At 45.4% G+C, this 19,470-nt stretch carries 22 protein-coding genes; 9 read left to right on the top strand and 13 right to left on the bottom strand.

The genetic code is table 11. The annotated features are described in order from the left end of the window. Nucleotides 1–12 precede the first annotated feature (12 nt). Nucleotides 13–1,419: an FAD-linked oxidase C-terminal domain-containing protein gene (locus tag OQY15_RS02910; RefSeq protein ID WP_265787529.1), complete on the bottom strand. Its 1,407-nt coding sequence runs from the start codon at nt 1,417–1,419 to the stop codon at nt 13–15. Between the two features lie 24 nt (nt 1,420–1,443). Next, nucleotides 1,444–1,815, bottom strand: a complete 372-nt coding sequence (locus OQY15_RS02915) for a dihydroneopterin aldolase (RefSeq protein WP_265787531.1) — start codon at nt 1,813–1,815, stop codon at nt 1,444–1,446. 131 nt (nt 1,816–1,946) lie between these two features. On the opposite strand from OQY15_RS02915, the gene OQY15_RS02920 reads away from it, so the two are divergent. From OQY15_RS02920 to OQY15_RS02930, 3 genes are read left to right on the top strand one after another with little or no spacing between them, the layout of a single operon-like run. Beyond that, on the top strand, nt 1,947–3,137 hold the full coding sequence (locus OQY15_RS02920) for an acyl-CoA dehydrogenase family protein (RefSeq protein WP_265787533.1): 1,191 nt from the start codon (nt 1,947–1,949) through the stop codon (nt 3,135–3,137). Nucleotides 3,138–3,164: 27 nt separating this feature from the next. Next, nucleotides 3,165–3,548: an SRPBCC domain-containing protein gene (locus OQY15_RS02925; protein WP_265787536.1), complete on the top strand. Its 384-nt coding sequence runs from the start codon at nt 3,165–3,167 to the stop codon at nt 3,546–3,548. An 11-nt stretch (nt 3,549–3,559) separates the two neighbouring features. Further along, entirely contained in the window at nt 3,560–3,772 is a 213-nt protein-coding gene (locus OQY15_RS02930) for a hypothetical protein (RefSeq protein WP_265787538.1), read from the top strand. Between the two features lie 32 nt (nt 3,773–3,804). Here the strand turns inward: OQY15_RS02930 and lysA are convergent, their stop codons facing one another. Further along, entirely contained in the window at nt 3,805–4,956 is a 1,152-nt protein-coding gene (gene lysA, locus OQY15_RS02935) for a diaminopimelate decarboxylase (protein WP_265787541.1), read from the bottom strand. A gap of 37 nt (nt 4,957–4,993) precedes the next feature. Between lysA and OQY15_RS02940 the strand changes: the two genes are divergently transcribed. Next, complete coding sequence (locus OQY15_RS02940) at nt 4,994–5,134, top strand: hypothetical protein (RefSeq protein ID WP_265787543.1); 141 nt, start codon at nt 4,994–4,996, stop codon at nt 5,132–5,134. Here OQY15_RS02940 and OQY15_RS02945 read toward each other — a convergent pair whose 3' ends face one another. Beyond that, nucleotides 5,135–6,448 carry an aspartate kinase gene (locus OQY15_RS02945; RefSeq protein WP_265787545.1) on the bottom strand — a complete coding sequence of 438 codons (1,314 nt, stop codon included), beginning with the start codon at nt 6,446–6,448 and terminating at the stop codon, nt 5,135–5,137. It abuts the gene before it with no gap. 248 nt (nt 6,449–6,696) lie between these two features. Here OQY15_RS02945 and OQY15_RS02950 point away from each other — a divergent pair, with 248 nt between their 5' ends. Further along, nucleotides 6,697–8,430 carry a phospho-sugar mutase gene (locus OQY15_RS02950; protein ID WP_265787547.1) on the top strand — a complete coding sequence of 578 codons (1,734 nt, stop codon included), beginning with the start codon at nt 6,697–6,699 and terminating at the stop codon, nt 8,428–8,430. A gap of 75 nt (nt 8,431–8,505) precedes the next feature. Here OQY15_RS02950 and OQY15_RS02955 read toward each other — a convergent pair whose 3' ends face one another. Continuing rightward, complete coding sequence (locus OQY15_RS02955) at nt 8,506–9,519, bottom strand: LacI family DNA-binding transcriptional regulator (protein ID WP_265787549.1); 1,014 nt, start codon at nt 9,517–9,519, stop codon at nt 8,506–8,508. 383 nt (nt 9,520–9,902) lie between these two features. On the opposite strand from OQY15_RS02955, the gene OQY15_RS02960 reads away from it, so the two are divergent. After that, the gene (locus tag OQY15_RS02960; RefSeq protein WP_265787552.1) at nt 9,903–10,814 is read left to right on the top strand and encodes a J domain-containing protein; all 912 of its coding nucleotides are present in this window, start codon (nt 9,903–9,905) and stop codon (nt 10,812–10,814) included. Nucleotides 10,815–10,844: 30 nt separating this feature from the next. Continuing rightward, a complete protein-coding gene (locus OQY15_RS02965) occupies nt 10,845–11,141 on the top strand; it encodes a chaperone modulator CbpM (RefSeq protein ID WP_265787554.1) in 297 nt (98 codons plus the stop codon). 3 nt (nt 11,142–11,144) lie between these two features. On the opposite strand, the gene OQY15_RS02970 is transcribed toward OQY15_RS02965, so the two are convergent. From OQY15_RS02970 to OQY15_RS03005, 8 genes are all read right to left on the bottom strand, one after another. Continuing rightward, nucleotides 11,145–12,116: a D-glycerate dehydrogenase gene (locus tag OQY15_RS02970; RefSeq protein WP_265787556.1), complete on the bottom strand. Its 972-nt coding sequence runs from the start codon at nt 12,114–12,116 to the stop codon at nt 11,145–11,147. Between the two features lie 4 nt (nt 12,117–12,120). Continuing rightward, the gene (gene poxB / locus OQY15_RS02975; protein WP_265787558.1) at nt 12,121–13,845 is read right to left on the bottom strand and encodes a ubiquinone-dependent pyruvate dehydrogenase; all 1,725 of its coding nucleotides are present in this window, start codon (nt 13,843–13,845) and stop codon (nt 12,121–12,123) included. 55 nt (nt 13,846–13,900) lie between these two features. Next, complete coding sequence (locus OQY15_RS02980; protein ID WP_265787560.1) at nt 13,901–14,074, bottom strand: hypothetical protein; 174 nt, start codon at nt 14,072–14,074, stop codon at nt 13,901–13,903. A 76-nt stretch (nt 14,075–14,150) separates the two neighbouring features. Continuing rightward, nucleotides 14,151–15,764 (bottom strand): PepSY domain-containing protein, encoded by a 1,614-nt coding sequence (locus tag OQY15_RS02985; protein WP_265787563.1) that lies wholly within the window; start codon nt 15,762–15,764, stop codon nt 14,151–14,153. Continuing rightward, a complete protein-coding gene (locus OQY15_RS02990; protein WP_265787569.1) occupies nt 15,733–16,341 on the bottom strand; it encodes an SCO family protein in 609 nt (202 codons plus the stop codon). The genes OQY15_RS02985 and OQY15_RS02990 overlap by 32 nt, the downstream gene beginning before the upstream one ends. Beyond that, the gene (locus tag OQY15_RS02995) at nt 16,341–16,775 is read right to left on the bottom strand and encodes a hypothetical protein (protein ID WP_265787571.1); all 435 of its coding nucleotides are present in this window, start codon (nt 16,773–16,775) and stop codon (nt 16,341–16,343) included. Before OQY15_RS02995 ends, OQY15_RS02990 begins: the two co-directional genes overlap by 1 nt. Nucleotides 16,776–16,871: 96 nt before the next feature. Continuing rightward, nucleotides 16,872–17,249 carry a hypothetical protein gene (locus tag OQY15_RS03000; RefSeq protein WP_265787573.1) on the bottom strand — a complete coding sequence of 126 codons (378 nt, stop codon included), beginning with the start codon at nt 17,247–17,249 and terminating at the stop codon, nt 16,872–16,874. Nucleotides 17,250–17,256: 7 nt separating this feature from the next. Then, a complete protein-coding gene (locus tag OQY15_RS03005; RefSeq protein WP_265787575.1) occupies nt 17,257–18,258 on the bottom strand; it encodes a beta-ketoacyl-ACP synthase III in 1,002 nt (333 codons plus the stop codon). Nucleotides 18,259–18,453: 195 nt separating this feature from the next. Between OQY15_RS03005 and OQY15_RS03010 the strand changes: the two genes are divergently transcribed. Continuing rightward, the gene (locus OQY15_RS03010; protein WP_265787577.1) at nt 18,454–19,011 is read left to right on the top strand and encodes an SCO family protein; all 558 of its coding nucleotides are present in this window, start codon (nt 18,454–18,456) and stop codon (nt 19,009–19,011) included. Next, nucleotides 19,011–19,430 (top strand): cytochrome c, encoded by a 420-nt coding sequence (locus tag OQY15_RS03015; protein WP_265787579.1) that lies wholly within the window; start codon nt 19,011–19,013, stop codon nt 19,428–19,430. The genes OQY15_RS03010 and OQY15_RS03015 overlap by 1 nt, the downstream gene beginning before the upstream one ends. Nucleotides 19,431–19,470 lie beyond the last annotated feature (40 nt).

The following is a 19,470-nucleotide window of genomic DNA, read 5'->3' on the forward strand; positions in this document are numbered from 1 at the left end:
TTCTTTTTTGTCCTAAAATATCTTTCCCGGATTGAGAATACTGTTGGGATCGAACACCGACTTAATACTTCTCATCAGATTGAGATGTATCTCCGAATATTTGATCGGCATAAATTCTTTTTGCACCAGGCCAATGCCATGCTCTCCTGAAATCGTACCTCCCAGAGCGGCAGTCAGCTCAAAGAGCTCAGCAATCCCCTCCTTCAGCCTGTCCTTCCAGTCGGCATCACTCATGCCCGCTTTAATAATATTGATATGCAGGTTTCCATCGCCCGCATGGCCATAACATACACTTTCAAAACCATATCTTGAACCAATTTCTTTAATTCCGTTGATCAGTTTAGGCAGGGCTGCACGTGGCACCACGGTATCCTCTTCCTTATAAACAGAGTTCGATTTTACCGATTCTGCCATGGTGCGGCGCATTTTCCAGAGTTCTTCCTTTTGCTGTGCAGTATCTGCAAAAAGCACATCCGTACAACCAAAGGATTCCAGCACGGCATTTACCTTTTCACAGTCCTTGAAGATGGTATCCATATCATTGCCATCAAACTCTATCATCAGAAAAGCATTGATACCATCTTTGAGATCAAATTTGATATCATTATAGTGGATTACCCATTCCACGCCACGGCGCTCCATGAATTCCAGTGCAGAAGGTGTGATTCCGGCTCTGAAGATGGCAGAAACTGCAGCACAGGCCGTTTCATTCTCCGGGAAGGAACCCAGCATCACCACGCTGAATTCAGATTTGGGAATCAGTTTGGTTACAATTTTAGTAACTACCCCCAATGTACCCTCAGAACCGATCATCAGTTGTGTAAGGTTATAGCCTGATGCATATTTCAATGTATTGGCGCCCGTCCAGATCACTTCGCCCGTTGGCAGCACTACTTCAAGGTTTAAAATGTACTCCCTGATGGTACCATATTTTACTACCCTCGGTCCTCCGGAACCATGGGCAACATTTCCACCGATAAAACAGGAGCCCTTGCTGGAAGGATCAACAGGATACAACAAATCCTTTTCGCCCACCGCGTTGATAAATTCTTCGGTAATTACTCCCGGCTCTACCGTTGCCTGTAAGTTATCAGTATCTATTGACAGGATTGATTTAAACCGCTCCATGGACAACAGTACTCCGCCAAAAACAGGTAATGCACCGCCACTTAAACCTGTCCCCCCGCCCCTCGGCGTAACAGGCACATGATTTTCGTTACACAGTTTCATTAAGGCCGCAACCCCGGCAGTGTCTGCAGGTTTTACCACCACTTCAGGGTAGTATCGAAGATCTTCGGTTTCATCATGACTGTAATCAGCTAAAGAGCCCTGATCGGTGAATACATTTCCGGCACCTACAGCAGCAGCGATCTGGTCCAGGAGTGCCGGAGTAATTTTGGTATAAGAGGGAGTTGACATATCTAATCTTTTTAGCTGTACACGCTAATTCTTTTTTTCTGAGGTATAAGACAATTGGACAAAGGAATGATGAATCTCTCCCGGCATCGGGGGATGCATCTTTTTAATACCTGCCACCGCCGTTTGTACAAAGGGATAGGCGGAGATCACCCTGTTCAGGATCAGCCTCACCACAGACTCCAGCATTTTTTTTGTGCTCGCCATTTCTTCGAGGATGATCATATTGAGCACCTCATAGTTCACCGTGCGCTCCAGGTCTTCGGTATCGCCACCGGCAGGCACAAAGGTCACAGCTACACTGACCAGGAATTCCGTTCCGGTGAGCTGCTCCTCAGGATAATAACCATGGAAGGCAAAACATTTGACATCATTTAAAGCGACGGTTTGTATAAACATAGGTTTGGTCTGTTTAGCAAAATTATATTTTTGATTGGTTTTCACCAGCCCTTATCCGAAATTATTAACTTTGAATTCAGACAGAGAGACAGCAAATACCAGATTCTGCTCCGCCAAATATACTGATACACATGAACAAATCCGGAAAGAAAGACCTTTACGAGGCACCTGATTATTACCTCATCGATGATTTACTATCTGAAGAACATAAACTGATCAGATCTTCGGCACGCGACTGGGTGAAACGTGAGCTGAGTCCTGTAATTGAGGACTATGCGCAGAAAGCGGAATTTCCACAACATCTGATCAAAGGACTGGGAGAAATTGGTGCCTTTGGCCCTACTATCCCTGTTGAATACGGAGGCGCCGGACTGGACTATATCTCCTATGGTATCCTGATGCAGGAACTGGAGCGCGGCGACTCAGGGATCCGTTCCACCGCCTCTGTACAGGGTTCACTGGTGATGTACCCGATCTACACGTATGGTTCTGAGGAGCAGCGCCGTAAATACCTGCCCAAACTGGCCGCTGGTGAGCTGATGGGCTGCTTCGGACTGACGGAGCCGGATCATGGTTCTAACCCAGGCGGGATGCTGACCAATATCAAAGACAATGGCGATCATTACCTGCTCAACGGGGCAAAGATGTGGATCTCGAATGCACCTTTTGCAGATATCGCAGTAGTGTGGGCGAAAGATGAATCCGGGAAGATCAGAGGTCTGATTGTAGAGCGTGGCATGGAAGGGTTTACGACGCCCGAAACGCACAACAAATGGAGCCTGCGGGCTTCGGCCACAGGTGAGCTGGTTTTTGATAACGTAAAAATTCCAAAAGAGAATATCTTCCCTGAGGTTTCAGGACTGAAGGGGCCGCTGGGCTGCCTGAACCAGGCACGATATGGCATTGCCTGGGGTGCCCTGGGCGCGGCAATGGACTGCTATGATACGGCCTTGCGCTATGCAAAGGAACGTGTCCAGTTTGGCAAACCTATCGGTGGCTTCCAGCTGCAGCAGAAGAAGCTCGCAGAGATGATCACTGAAATTACCAAAGGACAGCTGCTCGTTTGGCGCCTCGGTGTACTGAAATCTGAAAACAGGGCCAGTGCAGAACATATCTCCATGGCAAAAAGAAACAGTGTTGAAGTAGCGCTGGATGTGGCACGTAACGCAAGGCAGATGCTCGGCGGCATGGGTATCACGGGTGAGTACTCAGTGATGCGCCATATGATGAACCTGGAATCTGTAGTTACCTATGAAGGAACACATGACATCCACCTCCTGATCACAGGAATGGATATTACAGGTATCAATGCTTTCAAATAAACGTGTACCTTTACAAAAAACACAGCAATGAAGACCTTTAAAAAATACTACCCCCTACCTGTTACGCCCGAAGAAGTTTATCTGGCCCTGACCAAAGCGCAAAGTATTCAGCTCTGGACCGGCGCTGAGGTAGAATTTACTGAAGAGCCCGGCACAGAGTTCTCCTTCTGGGACGGGGATATCGTAGGGAAAAATATTGAATTTGATTTTGGCAAAAGAATTGTACAACAATGGTACTTTGGAGAAGAGAACGAACCATCTATTGTAACGATCAAACTGCACCCCGATAAAAAAGGAACTTCACTGGAATTTGTTCAGACCAACATACCGGACGAAGACTATGATGATTTTACGGCAGGCATAACAGAACATTACCTTGGTGGCTTAGGCGATTTCTTCGAAGAAGAATAAACCAAAACACTATGAACAAGAGCATTGGATTAGTTTTAATCGTACTGGGTGCCATCCTGCTGATATGGACAGGCTTTACCTACACCAAAAAAGAAAAGATTATCGACGCTGGTCCTATCCAGGTTTCTGCCGATAAAGAAAAATCTGTAAACTGGCCACCCTATGCCGGCGGAATTGTACTGCTGGCCGGAGTAGTGATCTTCGTGACCGGTAAAAAGAGTTAAAAAACGAGAGGCTTTAACAGCCTCTCGTTTTTTTATTCTCCAAATGAAACTCTCACCTTCTCGCGAAGGTTGTAATGTGAGCTCATGACCTCTCCATAAGCACCAGTGCTCCTGATCGCAATCAGGTCGCCACGCTGTGTCTCCTGTAAAGCCACTTCCTTTCCAAAGCAGTCTGTACTCTCACAGATTGGCCCTACCACATCATATTTCACTGCTGTTGCGGCATCTTGTTTGGAGATGTTCTCAATCTGGTGATAAGCCTGATACAAAGCCGGGCGCATCAGCTCGGTCATACCTGCATCAAGGACGATAAAATTCTTTTTCTTCCCATTTTTCACATACAAAACTTTGCTGATCAGCGACGAACACTGTCCAACCAAAGCCCTTCCGAGTTCAAAATGCACTTCCTGATTGCCTCTTCTCTCCAGGAAATCACCAAAGATCTTGAAATAGGCATCAAAATCAGGGATCTGTTGCTCCGGGTTATGGTAATCGATACCCAGGCCACCACCTACATTGAGGATGCGCACCAGGAAACCACGGTCTTCAAACCAGGTAGCGAACTCATTTACGCGCACACAAAGGTTTTTGTATACATCCAGGTTGGTGATCTGCGATCCGATATGGAAGTGAATACCCACAAACTCCAGATGAGCAGATTTCTTCAACTCTTCTGCACATGCCGGAAGGTCCCATGCATTTACGCCAAATTTATTCTCATCCAGACCGGTAGTAATATTATGGTGTGTATGCGCATCCACATTGGGATTGATACGGATGGCTACTTTAGCGACCTTATTTTTCTTTGCCGCCAGTTCATTGATCACTTCGAGCTCCTGAACGGACTCTACATTGAAGCAGAAAATATCTGCGTCGAGGGCTTCGTTGATCTCCCTGTCCGACTTCCCTACACCTGCAAAAACAATCTGGTTACGGTCGAACCCACGTTCAATAGCTTTCTTAACTTCGTTACCGCTTACACAGTCGGCCCCAAAGCCTACAGCCTTGATCCTGTCCAGCAGGGTATCGTTAAAATTTGCTTTCATCGCATAATGTACATGAAAGCCATGAGTTTTTGCAGCAGCAGCACATGAATCAAGCGTTTGCTGTAACAATGCCAGATCATAATAGTAGAAAGGTGTTTCTAATTCTGCAAATTGCGTTATATCTTTGTTAGAAAACATAATGTTTAAATATCTTATAGTATTTTGTCTTGTTGGAATGGTATTAATTTACATGGGTAACTATTTCGACTTACAGCGTCAGAAGATCAGCCGTAAAGAGTACGACAGAAGGGTAAGACTCTCTGTCGCACTAATGTTCATCGTTATCGCTATCCTTGTTTACCTCAAAAAGAGATAATTATTCAAAAATACGGTTATGCAAACTTCTTAACGCTTCGGTTTTATCATTGGTATTTACCAGCAGCGAAATGTTGTAGCTACTACCTCCGTAAGAGATCATTCGTACAGGAAGGTGTTTGATCGAGTCCAGCACCCTTGAAGCAAAACCATGCTTTTCGGAACCAAAGTCGCCCACCACACAAACGATCGTCTGATCACGGTCGACCTCCACAGAACCAAAATCACGCAGCTCTTCCATAATCTGATCCAGGTTATCTGTAAAATCTATCGTCAGTGATACAGCCACCTCCGAAGTGGTGATCATATCAATTGGCGTCTTATAGCGTTCAAAGATCTCAAAAATCCTTCTGAGGAAACCATAAGCCAGCAACATGCGGCTCGACTGGATCTTAATGGCAATAATGCCATCTTTGGCAGCGATAGATTTGATCTTTCCTTTTTCACTTTCCGACGAGATCAGCGTTCCTGCTGCCGATGGCTCCATCGTATTCAGGAGACGTACCGGTATTTTATATTTTGCTGCCGGGAAAACCGACTGCGGGTGAAGGATCTTTGCTCCAAAATAAGCGAGCTCCGCCGCCTCATCAAATGATAAATGAGAGATCGGTCTGGTGCCTTTCACAATCCTTGGATCGTTGTTGTGCATACCATCGATATCTGTCCAGATCTGCACTTCTTCAGCTAAAATAGCCGCCCCAATCAGGGATGCGGTATAATCGCTTCCGCCACGGCGAAGGTTATCCACCTCCCCAAAGCTGTTGCGGCAGATAAAACCCTGAGTAATAAAGAGCTTGTTTCCTGCATGTTTCTCAAGCAGAGGCTTCAGATTTGCCGTTGCAAAAGCAATATCAGGCTCATTGTCTTCGTCGATCTTCATGAAATCCAGTGCCGGCAGTAATACTGATGGCACACCGATGGATTTCAGGTAAATGTGATATAAAGTAGTAGAGAGCAGTTCTCCCTGCGCCAGTACAACCTTCTCCTCCACAGGAGTAAACAAATCGTTTGCCAATGAAGCCAGGAACTGAAAATGATAATCTACAACCTCTTGTCCCTGCTCGCGATACTCTTCCGCAGGAAGGAGCTCAGCAACAAAGTCATTGTATTTTTCTCTCAATGCGTTAATCAAAGTTAACGCCTCCTGTTTATCTTCCTTTAAAAGTTTGCCTGAAATTTCCACTAAACTATTCGTTGTACCAGACACTGCTGATAAAACTACAATCTGCTCTTCCGCCGGATTAATGATATCCAGCAACTTCGTCATGCGCTCAGGGCTTCCGACAGAAGTTCCGCCAAACTTTAAAATCTTCATTTTCTTGTTTAAATTAATTTTATAACTGAAAATTACATCCCTGCATTATTAAATTTGATGCAAGTATTTTTAATTCAGTTTTTTTGGTATATAATTGTACTGGGGCGTGAAATTAGCAAAAGGCGCCAAATAAACACGACATAAACAGAATAAATTTGGATTTATAAAACGAATTTGCAGGACTGTCAAACACATGGCACCTCTTTTTTGTTAAGCAACCAATATATATCTACTAATTAATTGAAAACATGCAACTAGAAGCAGCTACACAAAACACCATTAACGAATGGCTTAACGGCAATTATGATCAGGAAACAAAGAATGAAATCCAAAAATTAGTAGATACAGAATCAGCCACTGAGCTGACGGACTCCTTCTATAGAAGTCTTGAATTTGGAACAGGTGGTTTGCGTGGAATTATGGGCCCGGGCTCTAACCGCATCAATAAATACACAATCGGTACTGCAACGCAGGGACTGAGCAATTACCTCTTAAAAAAGTACCCTGGTGAGCAGGTGAAAGTAGCTATCGCTCACGATAGCAGAAATAACTCAGATTATTTTGCCAAAATTACTGCTGATGTGTTTTCTGCAAATGGTATCCATGTTTACTTCTTCTCTGCCCTGCGCCCTACTCCGGAACTGTCCTTTGCGATCAGAGAACTGGGATGCCGCAGTGGTGTGATGCTGACTGCCTCACATAACCCAAAAGAATACAACGGCTATAAGGCATATGGTGCCGATGGCGGACAGTTTACTTCTCCTGACGATGTACTCGTAATGGAAGAAGTAGCAAATATTAAAAGTATTGACGAAGTAAAATTTGACCGCGCAGACAGCAAAGTGGAACTGATAGGTGAAGAAATCGATCAGCTTTACCTGGATAAGATCACTGAACTTTCAGTATCTCCGGAAGCTATTGCCCGTCAGAAAGATCTTAAAATTGTGTTCTCTCCAATCCACGGAACGGGTATTACATTGGTACCAAAAGCACTGGAGCAGTTTGGATTTACCAACCTGACGCTGGTAGAAGAGCAAAGTACACCTGACGGTAATTTCCCTACAGTAGTCTATCCTAACCCTGAAGAGAAAGAAGCATTGACACTGGCGCTGAAAAAAGCACAGGAAATTGATGCAGACCTGGTTCTGGCAACTGACCCAGATGCTGACAGGGTGGGTATTGCAGTGAAAAACAATGACGGTGAGTTCGTTCTGTTGAACGGTAACCAAACCGGAAGTTTGCTGATCAACTACCTGCTGACAGCCTGGGAAGAGAAAGGCAAACTGGATGGCGATCAGTATATCGTAAAGACAATTGTTACTTCTAACCTGATTGAGCAGATCGCAAAAGCGAAAAACGTAACTTATTATAATACCTTAACAGGATTTAAATTTATTGGTCAGCTGATCACAAACCTGCAGGGCAAGAAAACATTCATTGGTGGCGGTGAGGAAAGCTACGGTTACCTGATTGGTGAACTGGTAAGGGACAAAGATGCAATCATCTCCTGCGCTTTCATCGCTGAAATGACGGCTTTCTACAAAGACAAAGGCAGCAGCCTGTACGATGCACTGCTGGACATGTATGTAGAATATGGCCTGTATAAAGAAGAACTGGTTTCCCTCACTAAAAAAGGAAAAACCGGTGCTGAAGAAATCAAGGCGATGATGGAGAAATTCAGAAGCAACCCACCTGTAACGCTTGGCGGATCTAAAGTGAGCTTACTGAAAGATTATGAACTGGGTGTAGAGACTGACCTTGGCACTGGTGAGAAGACAAAACTTGACTTCCCTAAATCTGACGTCCTGCAGTTCATCACTGAAGATGGCAGCATCATCTCTGCTCGTCCTTCAGGTACAGAGCCGAAAATCAAGTTCTACTGCAGCGTAAACGGTCCTTTGGCTGATAAAGCGCAGTTTAAAGAAGCTGATGCCGCACTCGGAGCAAAAATCAAAACTTTAATGGAGGATCTGCAGGCTTAGTCCTCCTCCCCTAAAAAAATCGAAGCCCCTTACCCTTTTCAGGATAATGGGGCTTCTTCAACACTTATTTGGAATTTATCTTTCGATCAGCGTAGAGGAGAGTACAACCTGCTTCAGTTCAGGTTCCTCAAAGGTGTCAACAGTTGACAGACCTTTCAGAATCAGCGTGATCACCTGATCTGCAATATCGTCCACAGGCTGGTATACGGCACTGATGGTTGGGGAATGGAGCTTGAAAATATCATGATCATCATAGGCAATCACCTTAAAGTCGTCACTAATTTTTTTGTTCATTTGCTTAAAGGCAAACAGGCCTCTAACGGCTAAATAATTGGTTGCAAAAATTGCAGCATCCAGATCCGGGTTCTCCGTAAAGAAAGTCAGCAGTTCTGCGGTAGTTTCTTCAGCTGTATTGGCGAAAGGGATCAGTTTGCAGATCTTATCATTTACTTTGATCTTGTTCGCCTTCAGCGCTTTTACATATCCATTGTAGCGGTCCTTGATCTCATCCGCTTCAACATCGACGGTGATGAAGGCGATATTCTTCTTGCCCTGTTTGATGAGCGACTTGGTAGCCATCAGTGTTCCCTCTTCATTATTGACGAGCACTGTACTCACTTCCAGGCCAGGTAAATGTCTGTCGAATACCACTACCGGGGTGCGGTCTGAAATCAGGCCCCGGATATCTTCTTCCATGCCCAGCATCGGCGCGATGATGTATCCGTCAACTTGCCTGGCTTTGAACATCTTGATCAGCCCTTTAGCCTTATCGATATTATTTTCGGTGCTGGAATAGATGATTTTGTATCCGTGTTTGTATGCTTTATCTTCAATCAGACGCGCAATTGAAGCAAAAAATGGATTGGAGATATCTTCTACAATTAAACCAAGGGTCTTTGTATTTCCTGTGCGGAGACTCCTGGCTACCTGGTTGGGCCTGAAGCCTAAATCTTTGATAATGGTTTCCACTTTTGTGATCATATCCTGGCTGATGCGCATTTTTTCTGCCTTGCCATTCAATATGAAGGAAACTGTGGTAATCGATACATTTGCCTTTTTAGCAATGTCCTTTATAGAAAGGGGTTTCATTTGGTTATTGATTAGGTCGCCAAGCTAGAAAAATAAAATTTAATTCAGAAACAGTCTCAACTGTCTCATGCATTTTATTTTTTAGCAGGACAGTTACAGCTTTACGCCAATAGGGAAAATTTACAGATTTTTACGGAGATGGATCGGGGGTTCGGCTTAAGCTGAGTATTCGTTTGATTCATAGTAGATATTTGGATTTGGTAATAAACTCTACCAGCAATTTAATAAAAATTAGCTGACAAATACTATGAAGATATTTTTGCAACCATAATAATACATTTGACGAAAAATTACATCGTTGACAATCTTGTGGCAAGGGATTGTGTTGCTGTCGTAATTATTAACGTCAGAAAACGTAAATTTGTAATACTATCTAATACACTATGGCATACATTGATTACTATAAAATCCTGGGCGTTGATAAAAAGGCATCTCAGGACGATATTAAGAAAGCATACAGAAAACTTGCGCGTAAGTACCATCCCGATTTAAATCCCGACGACAAAGAGGCCAATAAGATGTTTCAGCAGATTAATGAAGCCAATGAGGTTTTAAATGATCCTGAAAAAAGGAAAAAGTTTGATGACTATGGCGAGAACTGGAAAAATGCCGACCAGTTTAACCAGGGCGGCGGCAATCCATTTGGCGGCGGCGGTCGCGGAGGTTTTGGAGGAGGCTTTAGTGGCGGCGGTTCAGGCGGAGGATTTGGCGGTGGAGATTTCTCTGATTTCTTCGAATCCATGTTTGGTGGCGGCGGCAGGTCGTCCAGAAACAGCGCCAGGTTTAAAGGGCAGGATCTGCAGGCAGAGCTGAGGATTTCTTTCAGAGAAGCGGCAACTACGCACAAGCCTACCATTACGGTAAATGGTAAAAACCTGAGAATTACGATTCCTGCAGGTATCGCGAACGGACAGGTGATCAAGCTGGCGGGACAAGGCGGTGCCGGCGCGAACAATGGTCCGGGTGGAGATTTGTTCCTCACGATCAACATTACTGACGATCCTATATTCAAGAGGCTGAATGATGATCTTTATCTGGATAAGGAAATTGATCTCTATACGGCTGTACTTGGCGGCGATGTAACGGTGGATACACTGGACGGGAAGGTGAAGCTGAAAGTGGCTCCTGGGACACAGAACGGCACTAAGATCAGGTTGAAAAGCAAGGGCTTCCCGGTGTACAAAAAAGAGGGACATTCAGGGAATCTTTTCGTAACTTATATTGTTAAAATACCAACAGGCTTAACAGAAAAACAAACAGCGCTTTTCAATGAGCTGCGCGAACTTTCAAAATAAGCCAGGTGCATTTTTTTTATTCATATCGCTATGGAAACAGAATTAATCACAATCAACGATTACTGTCTAAAATACGCAGTTGAACCTTCTTTTATCGGCGCCCTTGAGGACTCGGGCCTGATTGTGCTCACGGTAATTGAAGAGAATAAATACATACACTACAAGCAGCTGGTGGAAATGGAACGTTTTATCCATTTCCACTATGAGCTGCAGATCAATATCGAAGGCATCGAGGCCATTATGGGTCTGCTGGAGAAGATCAAACGTCTGCAGCACGAGATCGAAGATCTGAAAAACCAGGTTCATCTCCGGGAGCCCGGTCATTAGTTTTTAGCCGTAAACTTCGGGATTAACCACAAAGGGAAGTTGCTCCCCTTTGAGTCCGGCTATAATATTTTCAGCCGCCAGCTTGGCCATCGCGTCTCTCGTTGTTTCTGTTGCGGAGCCGATGTGAGGCAATACAGCAACATTGGGCATGCTCAGCAGGGGATTTCCCGGTTGCATGGGCTCAGGGTTGGTCACGTCAAGTCCGGCACCCCAGATTACCTTATGCTGCAGGGCACTGATCAGGTCCTGTTCATTGTGAATCTTTCCCCTGGCAGTATTGACAAAGATTGCCGAAGGTTTCATCTGTTTAAAGACCTCGGCATTGAATTTACCTTCAGTTTCTGGTGTAAGCGCTGTATGCACACTGATGACATCACTCTCTTTCAGCAGCTCTTCAAAAGAAACATACACCGCTCCGAGTTCTTTCTCTGCCGCTTCATCCCTCTGTCTGTTATGGTAGATGATCTTCATCCCAAAGGCACCGGCACAACGTTTTGCCATCTCTATACCGATCTTACCCAAACCAAATACGCCCAGGGTGCCACCTGTCAGTTCCTTACCCAGGTTGACGGTAGGTTCAAAGAAATCCCATTCGCCATTGATGATGGTTTTGTGCATAAAGAAAGCATTTCTCGCCGCTGCCATCATCAGCAAAAATGCCGTATCAGCAGTTGCACCGCTCAGCACTCCGGGGGTGTTACCTACGGGGATCTTTAAGCGGCTGGCCGTTTCAATATCTACATTATCATATCCTACAGAGTTGAGTGCAATCACCTTGAGGTGACTGCTCGCTTCCAGGAACTCTTTATTGAGCTGTTGCCCGGCATTCAGCAATGCATCCGCCCATTGGCATTCAGAGATCAGCTCCTCAGTAGTCAGTTTTCTTTTTTCAGTCCATTGTTTCACGGTAAAACCTGCGTCCTGCAGCAGCTGCAGTCCAACTTCGGGAATTACCCTTGTAATAAAAATATTCATAGTGCTAGTTACCCAAAAAATTTGAACTCAGTGTATCCCAAACCTCTTTTCCATCGCCCTTCAGCGTCTGGCGCAGCATATAAATGCTGAACCCCTTCGCCTGCTCGAATTCTATTTTTGGTGGCATCGACAATTCTGCCTGGTTTACTACCACATCTACCAGTACTGGTCCGGGGTGGGCCAGTGCTACCGCGATAGCAGATTCTACATCTTCAGATTCTTCTACTCTGATACCCTTGATACCTATGGCCTCGGCCATCTTTGCAAAATCCGGATTTTTCAGATCGGTACCAAAAGGAGGCATCCCTCCGACTTTCATCTCCATGGCTACAAAACCCAGTGAACTGTTATTGTACACGATCAGCTTGACAGGAAGATCATACTGCAGGATCGTGAGTATATCGCCCATGAGCATGGCAAAGCCACCGTCGCCACAAAGTGCGATCACTTGCCGCTCCGGAAAAGCCAGCTGTGCGCCAATCGCCTGTGGCATGGCACTGGCCATAGAACCGTGGTTGAATGACCCGATCAGCCTCCTCCCTGCTTTCATATCTACATACCGTGCTGCCCATACTGTAGGAGTGCCCACATCTGTAGTAAAAATCGCATCCCTGGCGGCGCGCTCACTCAGCACCCTGCTCAGGAATTCAGGATGTATCGCTTTTCCTTTTACAGGTTTGGCATGTTCCATTAAGTTTTTGCGGTTATCTGCATAACGCTCCTGGCATTTCTCCAGGAAGGAGCTGTCTGTAACCTGTTCCAGGAATGGCAGCACCGCACGGATGGTTTCCCTGACATCACCGGTTAATCCCAGGTCCAGTTTACATCGGCGTCCGAGTCGCTCGGGGCGGATGTCAAGCTGTACGATCTTAGACTTTGAAGGGAACCATTCCTTATAGGGAAAGTCTGTTCCCAGCATCAGCAGCAGGTCGCTCTCCTCTACGGCATGGTAGCCCGAAGAAATACCGATCAGGCCAGTCATCCCCACATCATAGGGGTTATCATATTGTACAAATTCTTTACCGCGCAGGGCATGCACCATGGGCGACTTGATCTTATCACCAAGTGCCAGAAGCATATCGTGTGCACCGGCACAACCGGCACCACAGAGCAGGGTTACTTTTTTGGCCTCATTGATCAGCTGCGCCAGCTTTTGCAGTTCCTCATCTGAAGGACGAACGGCGGGCCTGTTCAGGAATATGGAATGCTCCAGATTCTCGTTCTCCATTTTTTCCATGGCAACATCGCCGGAAATACTCACCACGGCCACCCCATTCTGGCCAATGGCATGCTGCATGGCAATCTGCAATACACGCGGCATCTGCCTGGCTGAAGCGATGGTCTCGCAGTAATAACTGCACTCGCGGAAGAGCGACTCCGGACGGGTTTCCTGGAAATATCCGGTACCTATCTGTTCGCTCGGTATATGCGCTGCAATAGCGAGCACAGGTGCATTACTTTTGTGTGCATCATACAAGCCGTTGATGAGGTGCATGTTTCCCGGACCGCAGCTTCCTGCACATACCGCCAGACGACCTGTCAGCTGTGCCTCAGCACCCGCAGCAAAGGCTGCTGCTTCCTCATGCCGGTAGTGAATCCATTTGATCGTCTTTGAGTTGCGTAGTTCATCTACAAATCCATTTAAGGAGTCACCTACAACTCCATGTACGTGTTTTACACCGGCACGCTCCAGTATTTCTACTAGGCTTGCCGCTACTGTTTTTGCCATAATATGTTTGTATAAAAATGAAAGCTGCCTTTTTGGGGCAGCTTTCATGGTATGCTTAAAGTATGTTGTTTCTCCGCTCAGATTCGCGCGCTTTGAGCGCAGCGAAGCGATCAGCTTCTTTTACCCTTACTGGTACAAGCGTCTGAGATAAGGTGCTTTTGCTATTAAAGAGTTCTGTTACTGCTACCAGCATCTGCTGAAAGGGTAAGAAGATTTTGAATATTTTCATGCTCTATCCTGTTAAGTTATTTTTAAAACAGCATTGTTTCTGATTTGTTTGCTGGCAGAACAATTATTTTTAATAACTAATTCGTTTTAATAAACAAGATAAGCCCCAGCACGCTGACTACCAGAACGCCCATCGCGGCAAAAGCCGTAAGGAAGTCCCTGAAGTTCTTGCCCGCAAAATCTACCAGCAGGTATTTATGAAAAACGGCAAAGCTCAATCCCTCACGACGGTCACTGTCCTGTACCCTTGCTGCCATTCGTCCTGTAGCCGGTTCCACATAGTATGTCAGATGCGTAGGCGTACTCAGGGCCAGTTTTACCACAGGTAAACGTTTGTTGATGAAGCCGTAATCACTGTCGAACTTAGTCATGAAGTCTGAAGAAGAAATGATCAGCGGGGCCGACTGATCCGCTGCTGCATTGGACATCATTTCACAGCATGCCGCTTCTCCATCTGCAGCGCCCTGGGCTACAAACTGCTTCACCAGACTATAACTGTGTTCCATGACCCCATCAGGCAACAGCTGGCCGGTGGACGCATCGTAGTAATCCAGATCGGGCTGGTTCTTCTGCTGCTGCTGCCCAAAGCTTTCAGCTTTGGCTACCTGTTGCTTTTTCCAGCTGTCATCTTCTTTTTTAAGCCGTTTAACCTGATAGTAGGTTTTGCTGTTGAAACGCGTCACAGCCACATTGCTCACCTCGTCCCAGTTCAGGGGCAGTTCGTTTGAAGAAAAGGCCAGCTGGCTGTTATTGATCTCCGGTTCAGACACGTAGTTGATTCTGTCATCAGGTTTAAACTTACGCGTGGCATGATAAGCGCCGGAGCCAATGAAGCTGAGCGTCACCAGCGATACAGCGATTCCGATCACGCGGTGATTCCGGCGCAGAAAACCTATCTTTTGTCCTGTGGCAGGCTTCTTGAACTTCTTCCACAACACCCCATACACCAGCAATCCGCTTAAAGTGGAGAAGATCACAATCGAGGCCAATACCAGGATGACGATATACCTGAAGGTATTGTTAGTGATGTTTGCGATAAAGGCAAAGCTATGGAAGTTGCTGAACAGCCACAGAAAGACCTTGCGGTTGCTGTCATTGTAGTTTGCCAGGCGGCTTTGGGCAGTCTCTACATACACATCCATCTGATCCTTTCTGTCGAAATCTAATTTCCAAACCGGAAGCAGGCGGTTGACGTACTGGTACTCTCCGCCAAAGCTGGTCACTTTTGTGATGGATTTTATTTTGGAAGTACTGTCGCCAAGGAAATACCTGCCCAGATAGGCTGCATACAGCTGTTCGCCGTTCAGCAGCTGTTTACCATCAGTAGCAGAAAAATAGGATATTTCGCTCTTCCTGTTTTTTACCTGATAATATGTTTGTCCACCAAAGCTGATCATCCTGGCGCTGGTAATGAGATTGATACCGTTTTTTGTCAGCACCTGCTGGATGGAGAGTTTCATCTGACTGCGGTCGACCGTCTCCGGCCTGATATATTCATGTGCCACAGGTACCTTAAACCAGTGGGCGATCACCGGATGGCTCAATCCCGAGCAGGTCCAGAAGATCACAGGGATAACCGTGATGATACCGAGGATCCGGTGCCATTTGTACATATTGCGCTTTACCTGGCGCTTCAGTACTGACGTAGTATCTCCCATGTTACTCCTCCTCCAGTAAAACGTCCATATCATCCATGAGCTGTTTCACCTGCTCATCCACAGTGCCATCGTAGGCACCCCTGATGCGGTGGTGTTTGTCTACCAGGATCAGATAACCCTGATGTACAAAGCCGCCCGGTGCCTTGCTATCCTGACCTACAGTAACCAGGTAATGACGCTCTGCCAGTGCATAGATGCTGTCTCTGCTTCCCCAGAGATACTCCCATTGGTTACCTTCAACACCCAGCTTTTTAGCATACGCCTTCATTCTGGAGGGCGTATCATACTTCACATCAATGGTATGGGAGGCCAGTTTAACCTCAGGATTAGCCTTGTATTTTTTATAGACCTTCAGGAGGTTACGGTGCATAATGGGGCAAATGGTAGGGCATGAAGTAAAGAAGAAATCTGCCACATAGATCTTACCCTCAAAATCTTTGTCGCTCACCACCGCACTATCCTGGTTGAGGAAACTGAATGCTGGAATCGTTTTATACGTTGTGTCTGTACCTGTGATCTCCTGTTGCAGAAAAGGCAGGCGTCGTTCTTTCTGTTTGCAGCTTGCCATCAGGCCCAGCAGCAAAATGCTAAAAATGAATCGCTGTCCCATTACTTGCGGAATTTAGAGAGGTACGTATTGGAAAGACGAATCTCAGATTTGTATACGCTGTCTACCCTGCCTATCCGGATGCGCTCGCTCTTAAAATACGCAACAGCTTCAGCATCTGATTTGCCTGTTACGTCTGGTTCAAATTTATGCATCCAGTCGTTCATCAGGTCCTCTGCCCTGTTCAGTCGTCCCTGCGTATCTTTCATCGCTTCCTTTTCTTTCAGCGTGTCCAGCTCAGGATATGTTGTTTTTAATGCAGGAAGGGATTTGAGGAGTGTATCCAGCTTCATCTGGTTGTCGATCAGTTTCCCATGGTCTTCCATGACCACATCGTGAAACTTCATCACTTCGTCTCTTTCCGATTTATAATTTGCAGCGGGTGTACATGCGCCTGCGGTTATTGCAATTGCAAAAATGCCTAATAATAGTCTCATCAGTATTGTTATTGTGTTGTGCATAGCCCGCAGATGAAGCTCAGCAGCTGAGGTCATTGCGGTATTGATTTTTCAGGAAATAAAAAAGATAATCAGCTAGCTGTACTGAGGAGGATGAAAGATCGCATTCACCCTGGCAACCGGCATTCCCGTATTGGTAGGAATGCAAAAATTAATGGCTGCAATGGAATATTGTTTGAAGACAAATGGCATGGCAACGAGGGCCTCCTGCATTTGCAATTGTACTTTGAGGAACTGTTGCTCCTGTTTCTGTTCCTTATCCTGCGCCTGTTTGAGTTTATTCATCAGGTAACACTTACCGTTACAGTGCAGTTCAGGTTTATTTTTGTTGACACAAAGTTCCTTTGCAATATAACTTTCATTCATTTCAAAACCTGCGAAGACGAAGAGTCCCGACAGGTTTACTGAAACCGAACTGAATAAAAGCAATATCGCAATGGCCCGTGTTAACATCAGATTTTTAGCTTCTTAACTTTCCCCACTTTAGATAGGTGGCACCCCAGGAGAATCCTGCACCGAAAGCGGTCAGCAGCATATTGTCGTTCTCCTTAAAGTCATTTTTGAACTCCCATAAACATAATGGAATGGTTGCAGCAGTGGTATTTCCATAACGCTGGATGTTCACCTTCACCTGGCTTTCATCAAGACCCAGCTTCTCGCCTACAGCCTTGATAATTCTCAGGTTGGCCTGATGTGGAATTAACCAATCGACATCCTTTGTTTGCAAATCGTTTCTTTCCATGATCTCTGTACAAGTCTGCGTCATGCCTTCGATAGCGGCTTTAAAAACGACCCTGCCGTTTTGAGAGATATAGTTCAGTTTCTGATCCAGTGTCTCAGGAGAAGATGGATGCAACGATCCGCCGGCAGTAACAATCAGATGTTCTTTGCCTACCCCATCCGTTCTGAATACATTGTCTACCAGACCAGCATCTTCTTCTGTTTGCTCGAGTAATACAGCGCCGGCTCCATCTCCAAAAAGGATACAGGTATTTCTGTCGGCATAATTCACGATAGAGCTGTTCGCGTCTGCCCCTACAACGATTACATTTTTATAACGGTTACTTTCCACAAGACTGGCACCCAGGGTAAGAGCATATAAAAACCCGCTGCATGCAGCATTGGAATCTACGCCCCAGGCATTCTTCAATCCCGCTTTCTCACACACAATACTAGCCGTAGAGACCATGATATAATCGGGCGTTGCCGTTGCCACAATTACACATTCAATATCATCCGGGCTCATGTTGCTGTCTTCAAGCAGCCTTTTAACCGCCATTGTTGCTAAATCAGAAGTGGCCAGTGAATCATCATTCAAAATCCTTCTTTCTTCAATACCAGTTCTTGAAATAATCCAGTCGTTATTCGTATCCACCATCTTTTCAAGATCATGGTTAGTTAAAATCGTCTCCGGCACATATCCCCCTAAAGCTGTAATGGCAGCGTTATATCTTTTTCTCATTAAGTGTTACAAATTCTTGGGGCAAAACTAATAAATATTTACAGCTACGTTACACTTTATTTTCACAGTAATGTACCTTTGCCTTAACAATCAATTTATATGAAATACCATTTGACGTTTCGATACACTTTTGTTTTGGCGGTAATCCTGTTATTTTGCTCATGTAAGGGGGAGAGAAAGCTACCTTATTATGGGATGAGAGATACGAAAACGGTAACAAATAATGACGGTTCTACGACCGTAGACACGATTTACCAAACGATTCCTGCTTTTAAACTTCTCAACCAGGACAGTACAGAAATCACCAATGACACCTTTAAAGGAAAAGTATATGTAGCCGATTTTTTCTTCACTTCATGTAATACAATCTGCCCGATTATGCACCGGAACATGAAAAAGATTTTTGACAACTATAAGGATAATGCCGATGTGATGCTCCTGTCCCATACCATAGACTTCAAATATGACACGCCTTCAGTACTTAAAAAGTATGCACAGAAGCTCGGTGTTGATGGCCCGAAGTGGCAGTTTGCCTATGGTGCGAAGGATACAGTGTATACGCTGGCCACCAAAAGCTACCTCGTATCTGTAGCACAGGATGACAATGATAAACAGGGATATGTTCACCAGGGCTTTCTGATCTTGATTGATAAGGACAGACGGATCCGTGGCGCTTATGATGGCACTAATCCTGAACAGGTGGCACAACTGGAAAAAGATATTCCTTTATTACTCGCTGAAGATAAATCATAGTGAGAAAGCTGATCATCCTCCTGAGCTTCTCCTTCACGGTCATCTGTATTTTTTATTCCTGCCAGACCGCAGATTCTGTACAGCGTGATGCCTATTACGTAAACGGCAGGGACTTATATATCAGGCATTGCCAGAATTGCCACGGCGAAAAAGGCGAAGGACTCGGGGAGCTGACACCCCCTTTAACGGACAGCATATTTATGAAGCAGAACAAGACACAGCTGGCCTGCTTTATCAAAAACGGAGTATCCAAACCACTGACAATCCATGGCAAGGTGTACGAAGGTAAAATGCCTGATTTTAACCTTGCTCCAATCGATATAGCACAGCTGATTGTGTACATTACCAACGGTTTTGGACACAAACAGGGAATGTATACACCTGAGCAGGTAGCTGCCGATCTGAATAAGTGCAGGTAGGGAAAAATAGTAGGCTTAATCTTGGGCAGGTTTTATATCT

This window comes from Pedobacter sp. MC2016-15, assembly GCF_026239695.1.
GTDB lineage: Bacteria > Bacteroidota > Bacteroidia > Sphingobacteriales > Sphingobacteriaceae > Pedobacter.

Coding starts and splice junctions, on each gene's coding strand:
- OQY15_RS02925 (WP_265787536.1), top strand. CDS start 3,165: ATGAAGACCTTTAAAAAATACTACCCCCTACCTGTTACGCCCGAAGAA.
- OQY15_RS02930 (WP_265787538.1), top strand. CDS start 3,560: ATGAACAAGAGCATTGGATTAGTTTTAATCGTACTGGGTGCCATCCTG.
- OQY15_RS03000 (WP_265787573.1), bottom strand. CDS start 17,249: ATGTTAACACGGGCCATTGCGATATTGCTTTTATTCAGTTCGGTTTCA.
- OQY15_RS02995 (WP_265787571.1), bottom strand. CDS start 16,775: ATGAGACTATTATTAGGCATTTTTGCAATTGCAATAACCGCAGGCGCA.
- OQY15_RS02945 (WP_265787545.1), bottom strand. CDS start 6,448: ATGAAGATTTTAAAGTTTGGCGGAACTTCTGTCGGAAGCCCTGAGCGC.
- OQY15_RS02915 (WP_265787531.1), bottom strand. CDS start 1,815: ATGTTTATACAAACCGTCGCTTTAAATGATGTCAAATGTTTTGCCTTC.
- OQY15_RS02950 (WP_265787547.1), top strand. CDS start 6,697: ATGCAACTAGAAGCAGCTACACAAAACACCATTAACGAATGGCTTAAC.
- OQY15_RS02985 (WP_265787563.1), bottom strand. CDS start 15,764: ATGATATGGACGTTTTACTGGAGGAGGAGTAACATGGGAGATACTACG.
- OQY15_RS02990 (WP_265787569.1), bottom strand. CDS start 16,341: ATGGGACAGCGATTCATTTTTAGCATTTTGCTGCTGGGCCTGATGGCA.
- OQY15_RS03010 (WP_265787577.1), top strand. CDS start 18,454: ATGAGAGATACGAAAACGGTAACAAATAATGACGGTTCTACGACCGTA.
- OQY15_RS02940 (WP_265787543.1), top strand. CDS start 4,994: ATGGTATTAATTTACATGGGTAACTATTTCGACTTACAGCGTCAGAAG.
- OQY15_RS02955 (WP_265787549.1), bottom strand. CDS start 9,519: ATGAAACCCCTTTCTATAAAGGACATTGCTAAAAAGGCAAATGTATCG.
- poxB (WP_265787558.1), bottom strand. CDS start 13,845: ATGGCAAAAACAGTAGCGGCAAGCCTAGTAGAAATACTGGAGCGTGCC.
- OQY15_RS02960 (WP_265787552.1), top strand. CDS start 9,903: ATGGCATACATTGATTACTATAAAATCCTGGGCGTTGATAAAAAGGCA.
- OQY15_RS02965 (WP_265787554.1), top strand. CDS start 10,845: ATGGAAACAGAATTAATCACAATCAACGATTACTGTCTAAAATACGCA.
- OQY15_RS03005 (WP_265787575.1), bottom strand. CDS start 18,258: ATGAGAAAAAGATATAACGCTGCCATTACAGCTTTAGGGGGATATGTG.
- OQY15_RS02910 (WP_265787529.1), bottom strand. CDS start 1,419: ATGTCAACTCCCTCTTATACCAAAATTACTCCGGCACTCCTGGACCAG.
- OQY15_RS02980 (WP_265787560.1), bottom strand. CDS start 14,074: ATGAAAATATTCAAAATCTTCTTACCCTTTCAGCAGATGCTGGTAGCA.
- OQY15_RS02920 (WP_265787533.1), top strand. CDS start 1,947: ATGAACAAATCCGGAAAGAAAGACCTTTACGAGGCACCTGATTATTAC.
- OQY15_RS02970 (WP_265787556.1), bottom strand. CDS start 12,116: ATGAATATTTTTATTACAAGGGTAATTCCCGAAGTTGGACTGCAGCTG.
- lysA (WP_265787541.1), bottom strand. CDS start 4,956: ATGTTTTCTAACAAAGATATAACGCAATTTGCAGAATTAGAAACACCT.